This is a genomic window from Spongiivirga citrea (assembly GCF_010671565.1).
In the GTDB taxonomy this organism is placed as follows: Bacteria; Bacteroidota; Bacteroidia; order Flavobacteriales; family Flavobacteriaceae; genus Spongiivirga; species Spongiivirga citrea.
The window spans coordinates 215,361-230,644 of sequence record NZ_JAABOQ010000003.1 but is presented as its reverse complement, the minus strand read 5'-3'; the positions used below and the strand labels follow the sequence as shown (position 1 = coordinate 230,644).

The window sequence follows — 15,284 nt, the reverse complement described above, 5'->3', positions numbered from 1 at the left end:
GAATATGGGCGCAGAAATTTACATGATGTTTACTGCAAAGCCAACATAGTTGCGCCAACCAATTCTTCATTAAAGAAAACCTTTATTTGGTACGTGCCATTGTCCATTGTGGCATTGCTTAAGTTAAAGCTATCGCACACTTTAAGCGTTTTGTTGGTGAAGTTTACTACACGTTTTTTGCTGAAAACCAATGTTTTTCCTTTCACCACTGTTTCAAAAGTCGGGTTAATAACTTGACCGTTAGGTGCTACAATTTGAAAGAATAATTCTTTATCTCCTTTTTCTAAAAGATTGTTTGGTAATATGGTAAAACATGTTTCCATGACATCAGTCTTTTCCGATAGTGTAGTTTGCGAAAGTTGACCTGGTGTTTTTAACCAAAATGCTTTAGACGCCACGTCATCTATTTGCATTGTCGATCCTTTCGCAATACGGCTCGTTAAGGCTTGATTGTCACGTTGTAAAGCGGCATTTTTTGTCTGCTCACTAGCAATACGTTGATCACGTTGTTTTAATTGGTTTGCTAGTTGTATGTTAATACGTTGTAAAGAATCTCTTTGAAGTGCAATAACTCGATTTTCCCTTCGCAAATCTCGTATTTGCTTACGGTATTCCCGAATTTCGCTATAGTTTGACCCTAGATTATTAATTGAGTCCAACAGCGAAACCATTTGCGCCTTTGTATCGGCTATTTCCTTAGCCATTGCACTATTTTCCACTTCAAGATTTTCATTTTGCTTAATCATATCATTAAGCTCTTTTTTGAAAGTCTCTTTTTCATTTTCAGCAAAAGATAGCTTTTTCTTACTTTCAACATGATTAAAGTAAGATAGAACTGTTAATCCAACAACGGCCATTGCCATTAATAGAATTAAAAATAATTGCCATTTATTATCTTTCTTCTGGTTCATTGATAAAGTCCTATTTTTATAAGAACATTAGGCAAAATATACTGGGGGTTTTGGTAAATATATTAAATAATATCATTAGTGTCTTTATTCCATCTGTATGCGCTGGTTGTAAGCAAAAACTTTCAGTAAACGATCAAATTTTATGTGTGACATGCCGGCATGAGCTGCCGATTACTAATTTTCATTTAGAAAAAGAGAACTCGGTTAAGCGGTTGTTTAGCGGGCGTGCTTCCATAACAAACGCCAACTCTTTCGTATTATTTCATAAAAAGGGTATTGTGCAACAAATTATCCATCAATTAAAGTATAAAGGCCAACAACAAGTGGGCACTTTTTTTGGCAATTGGTATGGTACTATTTTAAGGGAAGATGGTGTTTTTAAGGATGTTGACGTCATTATTCCTGTACCTCTTCATAAAAAGCGCCTAAAACAACGAGGTTATAATCAAGTCACCACATTTTCTAGAGCTTTAGGCGAAAAATTAGACATAGTATTTGATGAGACTAGTTTCAAAAGAACAAAAAATACGAGCAGACAAGTTTTTAGAAGTAGAGGTGACCGTTGGCAGCGATTGCAAAATGCTTTTGCTGTAATCGATGAGAAAAACTTGAAAGGGAAACATATTTTATTGGTTGATGATGTTATAACCACAGGTGCAACGCTGGAAGCTTGCGCTAATATTTTGCTAAAAATACCTGGCACTACAATTAGTATTGTTACTTTGGCTGTAACCGAATAATTTTTAAAAACCACACTTAAAAAAGTTGTTATTTTGCAGGGTAGTCACAAATCTATGAAACATCGATTTTCTTTTATTTCCGCTGTAATAGTTGCTTTTATTACTATTCTGAGTTGTGCAAAAATAGGTAATGTTGAAGGCGGACCTAAAGATGAAGAGCCACCTCTTGTTGAACGAGAAGACCCACCAAATGGCACTGTTAATTTTAAGGGGGATCGCATTCGGATTTATTTTGATGAGCTTATTAAGTTGAAAGATGTTCAAAAGCAACTCATTGTTTCACCGCCTTTAAAAAATCCTGCTGAGTTATCACCACAGGGAAGTCCACGTAAGTATGTCGAGATTAAAATAAACGATACCTTAAAAGCAAACACCACCTACGTATTTAATTTTGGTCAAAGTATTGTCGACAACAATGAAGAGAATCCTTATGAGTTTTACAAGTACGTATTTTCTACAGGCGATTATATCGATTCTTTAACCCTTGGCGGGATGGTACAGGATGCTTTGAAAAAAGATCCCGACCAGTTTGTCTCCGTTATGTTGTATGAAATAGATTCTACTTACAATGACTCGATAGTCTATAACAAGGTGCCAAATTATATTACGAATACTTTAGATAGTACGATCACCTTCGAATTATCGAATCTTAAGGCTGGCAAATATCGCTTGTTAGCTTTAAAAGATGACGCTTCAAATAATTTATATGAACCTAGAGATGATAAGATCGGTTTTATAAGCGAAGAAATTACAATCCCCACTGATTCTTTGTATTTAGTAACCCTATTTAAAGAGAAATTGCCTTTTAGAGCAACAACTCCTTCATTAATATCTGGTAACCGAATTATTTTTGGATATCAAGGGCCGAAAGAAAAAATGAATATTAAACTACTTACTAAAGTAGCAGATACATTTGATTATCGCATTACTTCCGATCCGGTAAGAGATAGTTTGTTTTATTGGTTTAAAGGTGCACCTAAAGATTCCATTCAGTTTGAGTTACCGTCGGCTGATACAACTATTGTACAAACCTTGTTTTTTAAAGAGTTAGGAAAAGATACGCTGGTACTTCAACCTAATCAAGGTAGAACACTATCACTTAAAAAGCCGTTTTTTATTAGCGCAAATACACCCTTAGTATCTTTAGATACCACAAAAATCACCTTTTTTGATCGAGATTCTGTCGCTATTCCGTATCAAGCCAAAATTGATTCGATAAACAACCAGATTGATATCGATTTTGAAAAAGAATTTGAAAAAGGTTATCAGCTAACATTGTTTCCCGGAACAGTAACCGATTTTTTTGGAGAAGAGAACGATACGATTCTTTTTAGTCTCGGAACAAAAAAATTGGCAGATTATGGTACCTTGAAAGTCACATTACAGGAGGTTGAGAGCTATCCTATTATTGTTCAAGTTACTAATGAGAAAGAAGAAGTTGTTGATGAGCTTCTGGTGCCAGAAGAAGCACCTTCTTATTACTTTGAGCAATTAGATCCGGCTACTTACTACATCAGAATTATTTATGACACTAACGGAAATGGTGAGTGGGATACGGGGAATTATTTAAAGGGAATTCAGCCAGAACGAATCATTTACAACCCTACTGCATTAGAAATCAGAGCGAACTGGGATATTACGCAAGACCTTACAATGACACCGAAAACCTATCCTGATCCTGCAGAAATTGAAGTCGAGAACGATAGTCTTTAATATGAGTTTTTGATAAGGTTACTGTTTCAATAAATTCTTTGTTAGCTGGTATTGTGCTAATCTTATTTCCGAGAACATCATAACAAGCGGAATGACCAGAATATTCTAATGCATTCGCATCGAGACCAACTCGATTTACGCCAATACAATAACTCATATTTTCAATTGCTCGGGCTTTTAGTAAAGTATCCCATGCATTTATTCTTGGCTTTGGCCAGTTGGCAACGTATAATAAAAGATCATAGTTTTCTGCATTGCGTGCCCAAACAGGAAAGCGTAAATCGTAGCAAATAAGTGGGCATATTTTCCAACCTAAATAGTCAAAAACTAACTTCTCTTTACCAGCTTCATAAACCTCGTGTTCACCAGCTAATGTAAATGTATGACGCTTGTCGTAGTGCTGTATTTTTCCTTCGGGCGTAACAAAAATCAGTCGATTTCTAAACAAGTTATTTTCCTCGATAATAATGCTACCAGTAATCGCTATATCTAATTCATTAGCAAGTTTAGTCATCCAATCGATGGTAATTCCATTCATGTTTTCAGCCAAACTATCAGGATTCATGCTAAAACCAGTTGTAAACATTTCAGGTAAGATTACGATATCTGTTTTTTCATTAATCGTTCTTATTTTTTGTTCCAAATTAATCCTGTTTTGAATAGGGTTTCCCCAAACTAAACTAGTTTGAATAAGGCTTACTTTTAATTCAGTATTCATATCTATAAAAATACCTAAAAATTATATCTGATCATTTTGCTGTCAGTCCGTGCATTGGATTTGGAATTTGAGATTTGTTTTTTTAACCTTTGACTATGCAACTTCAATTTAAAAAATGCGATTTAGGCGATCTTCATAAGCTAAGAGAATTGTCAGAAGAAACCTTTATCGATGCATTTGAGAAACACAACAATCCAGAAGATTTTAAAGCCTATGTAGATACAGCATTCTCACTAAATGCTATCAAAAGTCAATTAATAAACCCTTCAACAGCTTTTTATTTTGTTATAAAAGATGAAGAAATAATCGGCTATTTTAAAGTAAATGAACAAGATGCGCAGTCTGACCTTCATCTTGAAAACACATTAGAATTAGAACGGGTATATGTAGTGAAACAAGCGCAAGGAAATGGATATGGGACTATTATATTAAATGAGATTATCGACAAAGCAAAATCTCAGAAAATGAAAGCGATCTGGCTCGGTGTTTGGGAACATAATACTGATGCCATTCGATTCTACGAACGCTATGGCTTCAAAAAATTTGGTAGTCATCCTTACTGGCTAGGTAATGATAAGCAGACTGATTTTGTAATGCGCTATGATCTTTAAGCTTCTAGCAATGAACAAATCTCAGATAAGCCTTGCATCTGGGCGTGTTGTGCTGCCGTATTTCCTTTGCCATCTTTAATGCTTTTATCTGCGCCATTTTCGAGCAATAGTTTTACCACTTCTGGTTGCGCAAATGTAGTCGCATAAATTAATGCAGTGGCACCGTTGAAATTAATTTTATTAGTATCTGCTCCATTAGCTATAAGCAATGAAGCGATTTGAACATTCCCTTTAAAACAAACCCCCATTAATGCGGTATTTCCTGAAGCATCTTGTTGGTTGACGTCGGAACCAGCCTCGATCAATGCTTTTGTAATATCAAATAAATCGACATAGGTAGCTAAAATTAAAGGGGTAGAACCTCTCTGATCGGTAGTTTTTAAAAGTTCAGGATCTGACTGCAACACAGACCGAACTTGATCGATATTTTGGTTGCGGATTGCTTCAAAAAGTGCATTCATAACATTCAAATATAAAAGAAACCTGCAAGGTGATTATAACCTTGCAGGTTTAAAGATCACTTTTTTCTTTTTCAAGAGTGGTAATCTTAGTTAATAAACGAATCCGTTTAGCTTTTTAAATCAAAACGGTCTAGGTTCATTACTTTATTCCAAGCTTTTACAAAGTCGTTCACAAATTTTTCCTGTGAATCAGCACTTGCATAAACTTCGGCGATGGCACGTAATTCTGCATTCGAACCAAATACCAAATCAGCTCGTGAAGCTGTGCCAATTACAGCGCTCGTAATACGGTTGTGACCAGTATATGCGTTATCATTACCTGATACCGCGCTCCACTTGTTGCGCATGTCTAATAAATTCACAAAGAAATCATTTGACAAGGTATCTTCTTTATTTGTAAACACTCCAGTATTTGAAGCATCCCAGTTGGTTCCCAACACACGCATCCCGCCAAGTAAAACGGTCATTTCTGGAGCATTGAGTCCTAACAAATTAGATTGATCCAATAACAACTCTTCAGCAGGAGCCTTGGCACTAGCGTTTCGGTAATTTCTAAATCCGTCAGCACGTGGCTCAAGGGCTTCAAACGAGTATGCATCGGTCATTTCTTCGGTAGCATCCATACGACCTGGTGTAAATGGTACCGTAATTTTTTGACCAGCATTCTGCGCTGCCTCTTCAATTGCTGCGGCACCACCTAATACAATCATATCTGCAATAGAAATTTGCTTATCGCCCGATTGTGCATTGTTAAACTCAGTTTGAATTGCAGTTAAGGTTGTCAATACCTTTTGAAGTTGCTCGGGTCGATTTACTTCCCATGAACTTTGAGGAGCAAATCGGATTCGGGCACCATTCGCACCTCCGCGTTTATCAGAGTTTCTAAACGTTGAAGCGCTTGCCCATGCCGCGCTCACTAATGATGAAACCGATAAGCCAGATGCTAAAATGCGTTTCTTTAATTCAGCAATATCCGACGAATCAACAAGAGTATGATTGCATGCTGGAATAGGGTCTTGCCAGATTAAATCTTCAGCAGGAACTTCTTCACCTAAATATAAATTTTTAGGTCCCATATCACGGTGAGTAAGCTTAAACCAAGCTTTTGCAAACGCTTTCTCAAACGCCTCTGGGTTTTCGTAAAAATGTCTTGATATTTTTTCGTAAGCTGGATCCATGCGTAATGCTAAATCTGTTGTTAGCATAAAAGGTGCATGCGTTACATTGGCATCATGTGCATCAGGAACAGTACCTTCACCTGCGCCGTTCTTCGGTTTCCATTGGTGTGCTCCAGCTGGACTTTTCGTTAACTCCCATTCATATTCAAATAAATGCTTAAAGTAGTCATGACCCCATTTTGCTGGAGTAGTGGTCCAAGCACCTTCTAAACCACTGGTAATAGTGTGTTCGCCTTTTCCACTTTCAAAGGTGTTAATCCATCCCATTGTTTGCGCTTCGAGCGCGCCACCTGCGGGTTCTACACCAACATATTTATCAGGATCAGCAGCTCCATGCGTTTTACCAAAAGTGTGACCACCAGCAATTAGAGCAACTGTTTCTTCATCATTCATTGCCATGCGACCAAAAGTCACTCGTATGTCTTTTGCCGATGCAACTGGGTCCGGATTTCCATTAGGTCCTTCAGGATTTACATAAATTAATCCCATATGAACTGCACCTAGTGGGTTTTCTAATTCGCCTTCGCTATTATAACGGTCGTCATTACCTAACCATTCCGCTTCCGATCCCCAATAGACATCTTCTTCTGCCTGATACACATCTTCTCGACCTCCAGCAAATCCATAGGTTTTAAAGCCCATTGACTCTAAGGCTACGTTTCCAACTAATACCATTAAATCGGCCCATGATAAGCTACGACCATATTTTTGTTTTATAGGCCAAAGTAGTAATCTGCCTTTATCAAGGTTAGCGTTGTCTGGCCAGCTATTAAGTGGCTCAAAACGTTGCTGACCAGATCCTGCGCCACCACGGCCATCTTGAATACGATAAGTACCCGCAGCATGCCATGCAAGTCGAATCATAAATGGGCCATAGTGTCCATAATCAGCAGGCCACCATGATTGCGAAGTAGTTAGTACCTCTTCAATATCTTTCTTGACTTCTTTTAAATTTAATGATTTGAATGCCTCGGCATAATTAAAGTCATCATCCATCGGATTTGGACTGTTGCCATGCTGACGTAAAATATTTGTTTTTAGCTGGTTTGGCCACCAATCGCGATTGGTTTGCCCACTTCCTGCCGCTTTGTTTAGCTCACCATTTAAAAAAGGACACTGGCTAGCGTCTCCGTTCATGTTTGTTGAATTCATTTTTTTGGTTTTATGCGTTAATGAAAATTGAATGTCATGCCTAATAAGAACCTCTAAATTACAAACATTTTACCTATGAAAATTCTTTTTTTAATAGATTAAAACTATGGTATATATTTAAATCCGATCCGTTTATTTATTCAACTTATTTTATCCTTTTTGAAATGTTTGTCGATTTGTCCCGACTGTTGATTTGTAGCTTTTTAACAAGAACAAAAATGGAACTATCAAATACTAAAAGTATCATCATATTCGATGGCGAGTGCAATTTGTGTAATGGCGTAGTAGGCTGGTTATTGCGTTTCGCTCCAGATGACATTTTCGAGTTTGTTGCCTATCAATCTCCTAAGGGACAATCGCTTTTGAAGGAGCATGGATATCGAACAGATAGACTAGAAACAGTGATTCTGTTTGATGAAGAAGGAATTCATACACACTCTGATGGTTTCTTAAATATCATTTCAAAAATGCCAAAATGGAAATTGGTTGCTGCATTATTAGCATTTATTCCTAGGATGATACGAGATGGCATTTATAAAATGGCATCTAGAAATCGGGTGAATTGGTTTGGGCAATCTAGCAGTTGTACTATTAATTTTAAGTAAAATTGTATCGAAAAAAGTAGGCATTTCTGTTTAATAAAAATGTTATATTGTCATCGTTAAACTAACGACATCATTTTTCGATGCCTTATTATTACGTCATTATTGCCTTACAAGGCTTTTGTATTTACCACTGTTATAAAAACCGAAACGAACAGTTTTGGTTCTATGTTATTTTCTTTGTTCCTGCTGTTGGATCGATTATTTATTTGATCACTCAAGTATTTAAAAAAAGTGATATCGAGTCGGTTCAAGACGGGTTAGCTTATGTTATTAATCCATCTAAACGGGTTACCGATCTTCAGAAAAAAGTAGACTTTGCTAATACACTTCAAAATCGAGTTAACCTTGCTGATGCACATTTTGATCAAGGAAATTACCCTCAGGCTAGCTTGGAGTATGAAAAAGCAATGAACGATTACCATGCAAAAGATAATAGTGTGTTGGAGAAATTGGTGATAGTATCACATTTTTTAAATGAAGAAGAAAAGGTGCTTTCGATTGGGAAAAAGATAGTTGCTGACAGAGGGTTTTCTTCTGATAAAGCCGCCTTTTATTTTGGTAGAGCCTTATCTGAAAAAGGTGATAAAGATCAAGCGAAAAAGTACTTACTAAGCGTTGACAAACGATACAGCAATTACCAAGAACGCTTAGACTTGGCTAGTTTTTATCTTGAAAAGAAGCAAGAATTGGATGCAAAGGAGATTTTATCAGAAATTGTATCGGAGTCAGAACATATGAATCGTCAGAGTTATCGAGAAAATCGTGGGGCGATTGATCAGGCTAGAAAGCTATTGAGGTCTCTTGATTAGTCTAGCTTCTCAACTTTTAAAGTGCTCGTTTTACTTCGCAAGGGTTCCCGAATGCCAAAATATCATTTGGAATATTTTTGGTCACCACACTACCAGCACCAATTGTTACATTATTACCTATTGTAATCCCAGGCATAATAACAGTGTTGCCACCTATCCAAACATTATTGCCTATGGTTACCGGTTTTGAGGAAGTTAAATAATGAGACCCGTTTTTATCTTCGATAATCCTATCAGATGCTTTTAGTGGATGACCAGCTGTATAAATTTGAACAAAGGGTCCGATCAATCCGTTTTTTCCAATGTTGATTTGATTATTATCTAAAAACATGCAATTGGTATTTACAAAGGTGTTTTCTCCAATGGAAATAAGCACTCCATAATCACAGAAAAAAGGAGCTTCGATCCAAACGCCCTCACCTTTAAATTCAAACAGTTCATTTAAAAGTTGATTGCGCTCATCCAGTAAGTTCGAATCGAGATTGTTATATGACTTTAAAAGCTTTCGAGCATGATGGTACATTTTTAGTAACTCAGGATCTCTTGAGTCATAAAAATCACCATTCAGCATTTTTTGTTTTTCTGTCATTTTGTGTTTCTAAATTCTTGCTAAAATCTCGGCAGCCTCAACCAGAGTTTCGTCCTTCTTGGCAAAGCAAAATCGAAGCACTTTATGGTCTTCATTATTCACATTAAAAACGGAAACGGGAATAGCAGCTACTCCAAATTCTTTAACCAATCGCTCAGCAAAAACAGTATCAGCTTCATCTGTTATATCCGTATAATCCATCAATTGAAAGAAGGTGCCTTTTGAAGGTGTAAATCTAAATTTGGTCTTTGCCATTGCTTCTAAAAATACATCACGCTTATTCTGGTAGAACTGGTTAAGTGATAAGTAATTTTCTGGCGTTTTTAAATAGGTTGTCAGTGCTTTTTGCTTTGGATGATCTACGCAGAACACATTAAATTGGTGGATCTTTCTAAACTCATCCATAAGCTCTTTTGGAGCTGCGCAATATCCCATTTTCCATCCTGTGGTATGAAAAGTCTTTCCGAAGGAGGCGCAAACAAATGTTCGTTCGGCTAAGTCAGGATATTTAGAAGCACTATGGTGCTCTTCACCATCAAATACAATATGCTCATACACCTCATCACTTAGTAAAATGATATTAGTGTCCTTTAAAAGTGAAGCCAATTTTTTCATATCATCATCACTCAAAATCGATCCGCTGGGATTATGCGGAGTGTTAATGATGAGCATTTTGGTTTTAGGATTGATCTTTTGTTTCAAGACCTCCCAATTAATTTTAAAATTACTTCCTTCTAACTGCACAAAAACGGGGATACCTCCATTAGATTCAATTGCTGGTTCGTAGCAATCGTAGGCTGGTTTTAAAATAATTACTTCATCATTTTTGTGTATAAACGTGCTAATGATGGTATAGATAGCCTGTGTTGCTCCAGAGGTTACTGTAATCTCATGTTCCGGATTGTATTTGTGACTATAAAGCGAATTTATTTTGTTAGAAATGGCTTCTCGAAGGGAGTATGTTCCGGCCATAGGTGCGTACTGATTGTAGCCAGAATTCATTGCCTCAGAAACCAGATTTACAAGAACTGGATCTGGCTCAAAATTAGGGAAACCTTGCGATAAATTAATGGCGCTGTGCTCATGCGACAACCGACTCATTATAGTAAAAATTGTGGTCGGCAGATCAGGTAGTTTTGATGTGAATTGCATCTAAGCAATTTACGGATTTATACGATATCCATCTTTTTTAATAAGAAGGAAGCATTCATATTTTGACAGACCCCTTTTTTCAATTTATAATCGAAGAAAAGCTCGTCATTAATAATCTCTGCATCGAAATAGTAGTTCTTAATTTCTGGCAATTCTTTTTCGATTTCGCATAGGCTAAGATCGTGAGTTGCTATGATGCCGGTGGCATGTAAATTCACGAGGCGTTCTACAAATTTTCTGGAACCTTGAGCTTTATCCGTACTGTTCGTTCCTTTTAAGATCTCATCTAAAACAATAAAGTAACGGTCTTTTTGAATACTGTCTTTAATGAATTTAAGCCTAGATAATTCTGAGAAGAAATAAGAAGCTTCATCAGTCAACGAATCTGAAGTTCGCATACTGGTGATTAATTTTATCGGGTTGTATCTTGCATTTTTAGCACAAACGGGTAAGCCACAATTTGCCATGACGATAAAGTAAGAAACGGTACGTAAAAAAGTACTTTTCCCCGCCATATTGGCTCCGGTAATAATGAAAAATGAAGTGGTGTCCATTTCAAAATCGCTATCTACACGTTTAACGGGCGATAACATCGGGTGACCGAGTTGTTCCGCATTAATAGTACTGGAGTCATCACCTAAAATAGGGTAACTAAAATGCGGATGATTAAATGCAAGCCCGCTCAAGCTGTTATAGGCATCAAAAAATGCAACTGTTTCAAACCAAGCTTCGACCTGAGTATTGTATTTGCTAATCCATTTTTCGATGCGATAGGATTGCATGATATCCCAAAGAAAAAATCCGTTGGCAAAAATGGCAGAAAACACATTATTTCTATTATCAAGAGCGTCGAGGGCTTTTGAAAAATCTTTAAAGATATCCGAAGCTAATTTCTTTTCAGTTCTTATTTTTTCCTGTTGCTCTTTCAGTAAAGCAGCTTCAAAAGTTTCTTTTTCAATTAGAGTTAGCAGCAAGCTGTACTGCTGAAAAGTTTCTTTTACCTCGCTTGTGTGAAGCGAAAGCATATTGATTTTTTTTAAGTAAATCCCTGTAATTCCAAGTCCGATAAACATCCAAATCAATAATTGAAAGAAGCTCATTAGTCCTACAAACATTAAAACAATGGCAACGATGGAAAGCGTAGAGAAAGAGAAAGGAATCCAAGCCATAACATCGGATAAAAACGGCCTATAGTTTGCAAACCAATCTAATATGACTTTGGGCTTGATTTGGACTTTAATAGTGGATGCTAGTGCTGTAAAATGCTGTCGCCATTTTGGCTTGGTTGTCAACTCTTTTATTGTTTTTTGCTTTTCTTCAATTTTAAAAATATCGTTTGAAGTAAGAAGATTTACTAATTCGTTTTTCCCTTGAAAAGTACCCGTTCTATTAACGTATTGAAAGAATGAACCTTTGCCAAATAAGTCAATATCATTGCTAAATTCATGTTTCGGGTTTATAAATTCTTTACCAGTGTCACGGTTATAAAAATCTCCCGAAGAAATTGTTAATTCATCTTTGTTAAGTTGGATTAATGCTTGCTCAACGGCTGCTTTTTTCTTGATATCAGTAAATCGAGAAACGAGGTAAAGAAATAGTATAATACCCGCTATTCCGATAGCAGTTGCAATTCTACTTTGATCAAAAAAGAAATAAACACCAGTAATGGTGGCGAGAAACACAACAAGTCGAATGGTGCTTAGCGAAAAAAGCCGCTTTTTCGTTTTGCGAAGACTTTCTTCAAACTGTTGTTGTTGTTGATTGTAAAAATCGGTTGGGCTTTGCATTGATGAAAAAATTGGTGGGTGCAAGAAACAAAAAATCCCAAACCTGTGGTATGGGATTTTAGATTATGTTAGTTCGTATGTAGTCGAACTTTTAGCCTTTTAAGCTTGCCTTTAAATATTCACGGTTCATGCGCGCGATGTTCTCTAAAGAAATTCCTTTAGGACACTCGACTTCACATGCTCCCGTGTTGGTGCAATTACCAAAACCTTCTTCGTCCATTTGTTTTACCATATTTAAAACACGATCAGTAGCTTCAACTTGTCCTTGTGGTAATAAGGCAAATTGAGAAACTTTAGCGGATACAAAAAGCATCGCACTTGAGTTTTTGCAACTCGCTACACAAGCGCCACATCCAATACAGGTTGCAGCATCAAAAGCGGCATCAGCATTTGCTTTTTCAATAGGAATTGCATTTGCATCTTGGGTATTACCTGAAGTATTTACTGAAATAAAACCTCCTGCATGTTGTATGCGATCGAAAGCAGTTCGGTCGACTATTAGGTCTTTAATAACGGGGAATGCTGTAGCTCTCCAAGGCTCTATATAAATAGTATCTCCGTCATTAAAACTTCTCATGTGAAGCTGACAAACGGTGACCATTGAGTCTGGTCCGTGAGCCTGACCGTTCACAAACATAGAGCACATACCGCAGATACCTTCTCGACAATCGTGGTCAAAGGCAACGGGTTCTTCTCCTTTCTCAATAAGATCTTGATTTAAAACATCTAGCATTTCTAAGAAAGACATATCTGGCGATACTTCGCTAACTGCATAGTCGACTATCTTTCCTTTATCATTAGCACCTTTTTGACGCCAAATTTTTAGTGTTAAATTCATAGCTCTTTTTTATTTGTAACTTCTTTCTTTAACTTCAATATTTTCATATGCCAATTCTTCTTTATGAAGAACGGCATCTTTTGGTTCTCCCTTGTATTCCCAAGCGGAAACAAACTGAAATTCCTTTTTACGCATTGCTTCGCCTTCCTGTGTTTGATATTCTTCTCTAAAATGTCCTCCGGCAGATTCTTCTCTAAACAAGGCATCTTTAGCAAACAATTCACCTAGTTCTAAGAAATCTGCAACACGTCCCGCTTTTGCCAGTTCTTCATTATATTCAGTCGCAGTACCAGGAATCTTAACATCATTCCAGAACTCAGCCCTTAGCTCAGCAATTTCCGATATAGCTTCTTTTAAATCTTTTTCATTCCTTGCCATTCCGCATTTGTTCCACATGATTTTTCCTAATCGTTTGTGGAAATGGTCAACAGATTTAGAACCATTATTATTGATTAGTTTATCAATAGTTTCAGTAACGTTCTTCTCAGCGTCGTCAAATTCTTTTGATTCTGTAGAGATTGGTCCTGTTCTAATATCGTCGGCTAAATAATCACCGATTGTATATGGTAAAACAAAATACCCATCAGCCAATCCTTGCATTAGGGCAGATGCACCTAGGCGGTTAGCTCCGTGATCAGAGAAATTAGCCTCGCCAATTGCATATAGACCTGGTACTGTAGTCATCAGATTATAGTCAACCCAAATGCCACCCATCGTATAATGCACCGCAGGATAAATCATCATTGGTGTTTCGTATGGATTTTGAGCTACAATCTTCTCATACATCTGGAACAGATTTCCGTATTTATTTCGTACAATTTCCTGACCTAGTTTTTTAACTAAGGCTTCATCATTTTCATCTAGACCTTTTACGTGTGCTTGCTCTTTACCATAACGCATAAAAGCAGAAGCAAAATCTAGATAGACAGCTTCTCCTGTTTTGTTAACTCCGTATCCAGCATCACAACGTTCTTTAGCGGCACGCGATGCGACATCACGAGGCACCAAGTTTCCAAAAGCAGGATAACGACGTTCTAGGTAGTAATCTCTATCTTCTTCAGCTATTTGTGTTGGCTTTAAGCTTCCATCACGAATAGCTTCAACATCTTTTTTATGCTTTGGTACCCAAATGCGTCCGTCATTACGTAACGATTCAGACATCAATGTCAATTTCGACTGATGATCTCCAGAAACTGGAATACATGTTGGGTGAATTTGCGTATAACATGGGTTCGCGAAAAATGCACCCCGTTTGTGCGCTTTCCAAGCTGCAGTCACGTTAGAACCCATGGCATATGTAGAAAGATAAAAGGCATTTCCATAACCTCCCGTTCCTAATACAACGGCATGAGCGGAATGTCTTTCAATTTCACCTGTAACCAAGTTACGTGCAATAATTCCTCTTGCTTTTCCGTCAACGATTACAACGTCTAACATTTCGTGACGCGCATACATTTTTATTTTACCACGGCCTATTTGGCGATTCATGGCAGAATATGCACCTAGTAACAATTGTTGTCCGGTTTGTCCTTTGGCGTAGAAGGTGCGCGACACCAATACTCCACCAAATGATCTGTTATCTAATAATCCACCATAATCGCGAGCGAAAGGAACCCCTTGCGCTACACATTGATCAATAATATTGATAGATACTTCTGCTAAACGATAAACATTCGCTTCACGAGAACGGTAATCTCCTCCTTTTACAGTATCGTAGAATAGACGATAGGTTGAATCCCCATCTCCTTGATAATTTTTCGCAGCATTAATTCCCCCTTGCGCAGCAATCGAGTGCGCGCGTCGTGGTGAATCTTGAAAGCAAAAAGCTTTTACATTATAACCGAGTTCTGCAAGGGTTGCTGCAGCAGAACCTCCTGCCAATCCCGTTCCTACAACAATAACATCGATAAGACGTTTGTTAGCTGGGTTTACAAGATTGATCTTGTTTTTATGATTTGTCCACTTATCTGCTAATGGACCTGCTGGTATTTTAGAATCTAATATTGCCATGTCAGTAAGT

At 37.3% G+C, this 15,284-nt stretch carries 14 protein-coding genes; 5 read left to right on the top strand and 9 right to left on the bottom strand.

From position 1 onward, the window contains the following. Positions 1-29: 29 nt before the first annotated feature. A complete protein-coding gene (locus GWK10_RS07685; RefSeq protein ID WP_164031195.1) occupies positions 30-911 on the bottom strand; it encodes a hypothetical protein in 882 nt (293 codons plus the stop codon). Positions 912-1,189: 278 nt separating this feature from the next. Here GWK10_RS07685 and GWK10_RS18630 point away from each other — a divergent pair, with 278 nt between their 5' ends. After that, complete coding sequence (locus tag GWK10_RS18630) at positions 1,190-1,651, top strand: ComF family protein (protein ID WP_164031192.1); 462 nt, start codon at positions 1,190-1,192, stop codon at positions 1,649-1,651. Positions 1,652-1,705: 54 nt separating this feature from the next. Next, positions 1,706-3,364, top strand: coding sequence for an Ig-like domain-containing protein (locus GWK10_RS07675; RefSeq protein WP_164031187.1), 1,659 nt, complete (start codon positions 1,706-1,708; stop codon positions 3,362-3,364). On the opposite strand, the gene GWK10_RS07670 is transcribed toward GWK10_RS07675, so the two are convergent. Further along, positions 3,300-4,082 (bottom strand): amidohydrolase, encoded by a 783-nt coding sequence (locus tag GWK10_RS07670; RefSeq protein WP_164031183.1) that lies wholly within the window; start codon positions 4,080-4,082, stop codon positions 3,300-3,302. The two genes, GWK10_RS07675 and GWK10_RS07670, sit on opposite strands and share 65 nt — an antisense overlap. 95 nt (positions 4,083-4,177) lie before the next feature. Between GWK10_RS07670 and GWK10_RS07665 the strand changes: the two genes are divergently transcribed. Continuing rightward, positions 4,178-4,693, top strand: a complete 516-nt coding sequence (locus GWK10_RS07665; protein WP_164031180.1) for a GNAT family N-acetyltransferase — start codon at positions 4,178-4,180, stop codon at positions 4,691-4,693. On the opposite strand, the gene GWK10_RS07660 is transcribed toward GWK10_RS07665, so the two are convergent. Further along, on the bottom strand, positions 4,690-5,154 hold the full coding sequence (locus GWK10_RS07660; RefSeq protein WP_164031178.1) for an ankyrin repeat domain-containing protein: 465 nt from the start codon (positions 5,152-5,154) through the stop codon (positions 4,690-4,692). The two genes, GWK10_RS07665 and GWK10_RS07660, sit on opposite strands and share 4 nt — an antisense overlap. A gap of 107 nt (positions 5,155-5,261) precedes the next feature. Next, a complete protein-coding gene (katG, locus tag GWK10_RS07655) occupies positions 5,262-7,484 on the bottom strand; it encodes a catalase/peroxidase HPI (RefSeq protein ID WP_164031175.1) in 2,223 nt (740 codons plus the stop codon). A 218-nt stretch (positions 7,485-7,702) separates the two neighbouring features. Here katG and GWK10_RS07650 point away from each other — a divergent pair, with 218 nt between their 5' ends. After that, on the top strand, positions 7,703-8,089 hold the full coding sequence (locus tag GWK10_RS07650) for a thiol-disulfide oxidoreductase DCC family protein (protein WP_164031172.1): 387 nt from the start codon (positions 7,703-7,705) through the stop codon (positions 8,087-8,089). 80 nt (positions 8,090-8,169) lie between these two features. Continuing rightward, entirely contained in the window at positions 8,170-8,898 is a 729-nt protein-coding gene (locus tag GWK10_RS07645) for a tetratricopeptide repeat protein (RefSeq protein WP_164031169.1), read from the top strand. A gap of 16 nt (positions 8,899-8,914) precedes the next feature. Here GWK10_RS07645 and GWK10_RS07640 read toward each other — a convergent pair whose 3' ends face one another. From GWK10_RS07640 to GWK10_RS07620, 5 genes are all read right to left on the bottom strand, one after another. Next, entirely contained in the window at positions 8,915-9,487 is a 573-nt protein-coding gene (locus GWK10_RS07640) for a sugar O-acetyltransferase (protein ID WP_164031166.1), read from the bottom strand. Between the two features lie 9 nt (positions 9,488-9,496). Then, a complete protein-coding gene (locus tag GWK10_RS07635; protein ID WP_164031163.1) occupies positions 9,497-10,639 on the bottom strand; it encodes a methionine aminotransferase in 1,143 nt (380 codons plus the stop codon). A 17-nt stretch (positions 10,640-10,656) separates the two neighbouring features. Next, entirely contained in the window at positions 10,657-12,426 is a 1,770-nt protein-coding gene (locus GWK10_RS07630; RefSeq protein ID WP_164031160.1) for a MutS-related protein, read from the bottom strand. A 91-nt stretch (positions 12,427-12,517) separates the two neighbouring features. Beyond that, positions 12,518-13,264, bottom strand: coding sequence for a succinate dehydrogenase/fumarate reductase iron-sulfur subunit (locus tag GWK10_RS07625; RefSeq protein ID WP_164031158.1), 747 nt, complete (start codon positions 13,262-13,264; stop codon positions 12,518-12,520). 9 nt (positions 13,265-13,273) lie between these two features. Then, the gene (locus GWK10_RS07620) at positions 13,274-15,274 is read right to left on the bottom strand and encodes a fumarate reductase/succinate dehydrogenase flavoprotein subunit (protein ID WP_164031155.1); all 2,001 of its coding nucleotides are present in this window, start codon (positions 15,272-15,274) and stop codon (positions 13,274-13,276) included. Between the last annotated feature and the right edge of the window lie 10 nt (positions 15,275-15,284).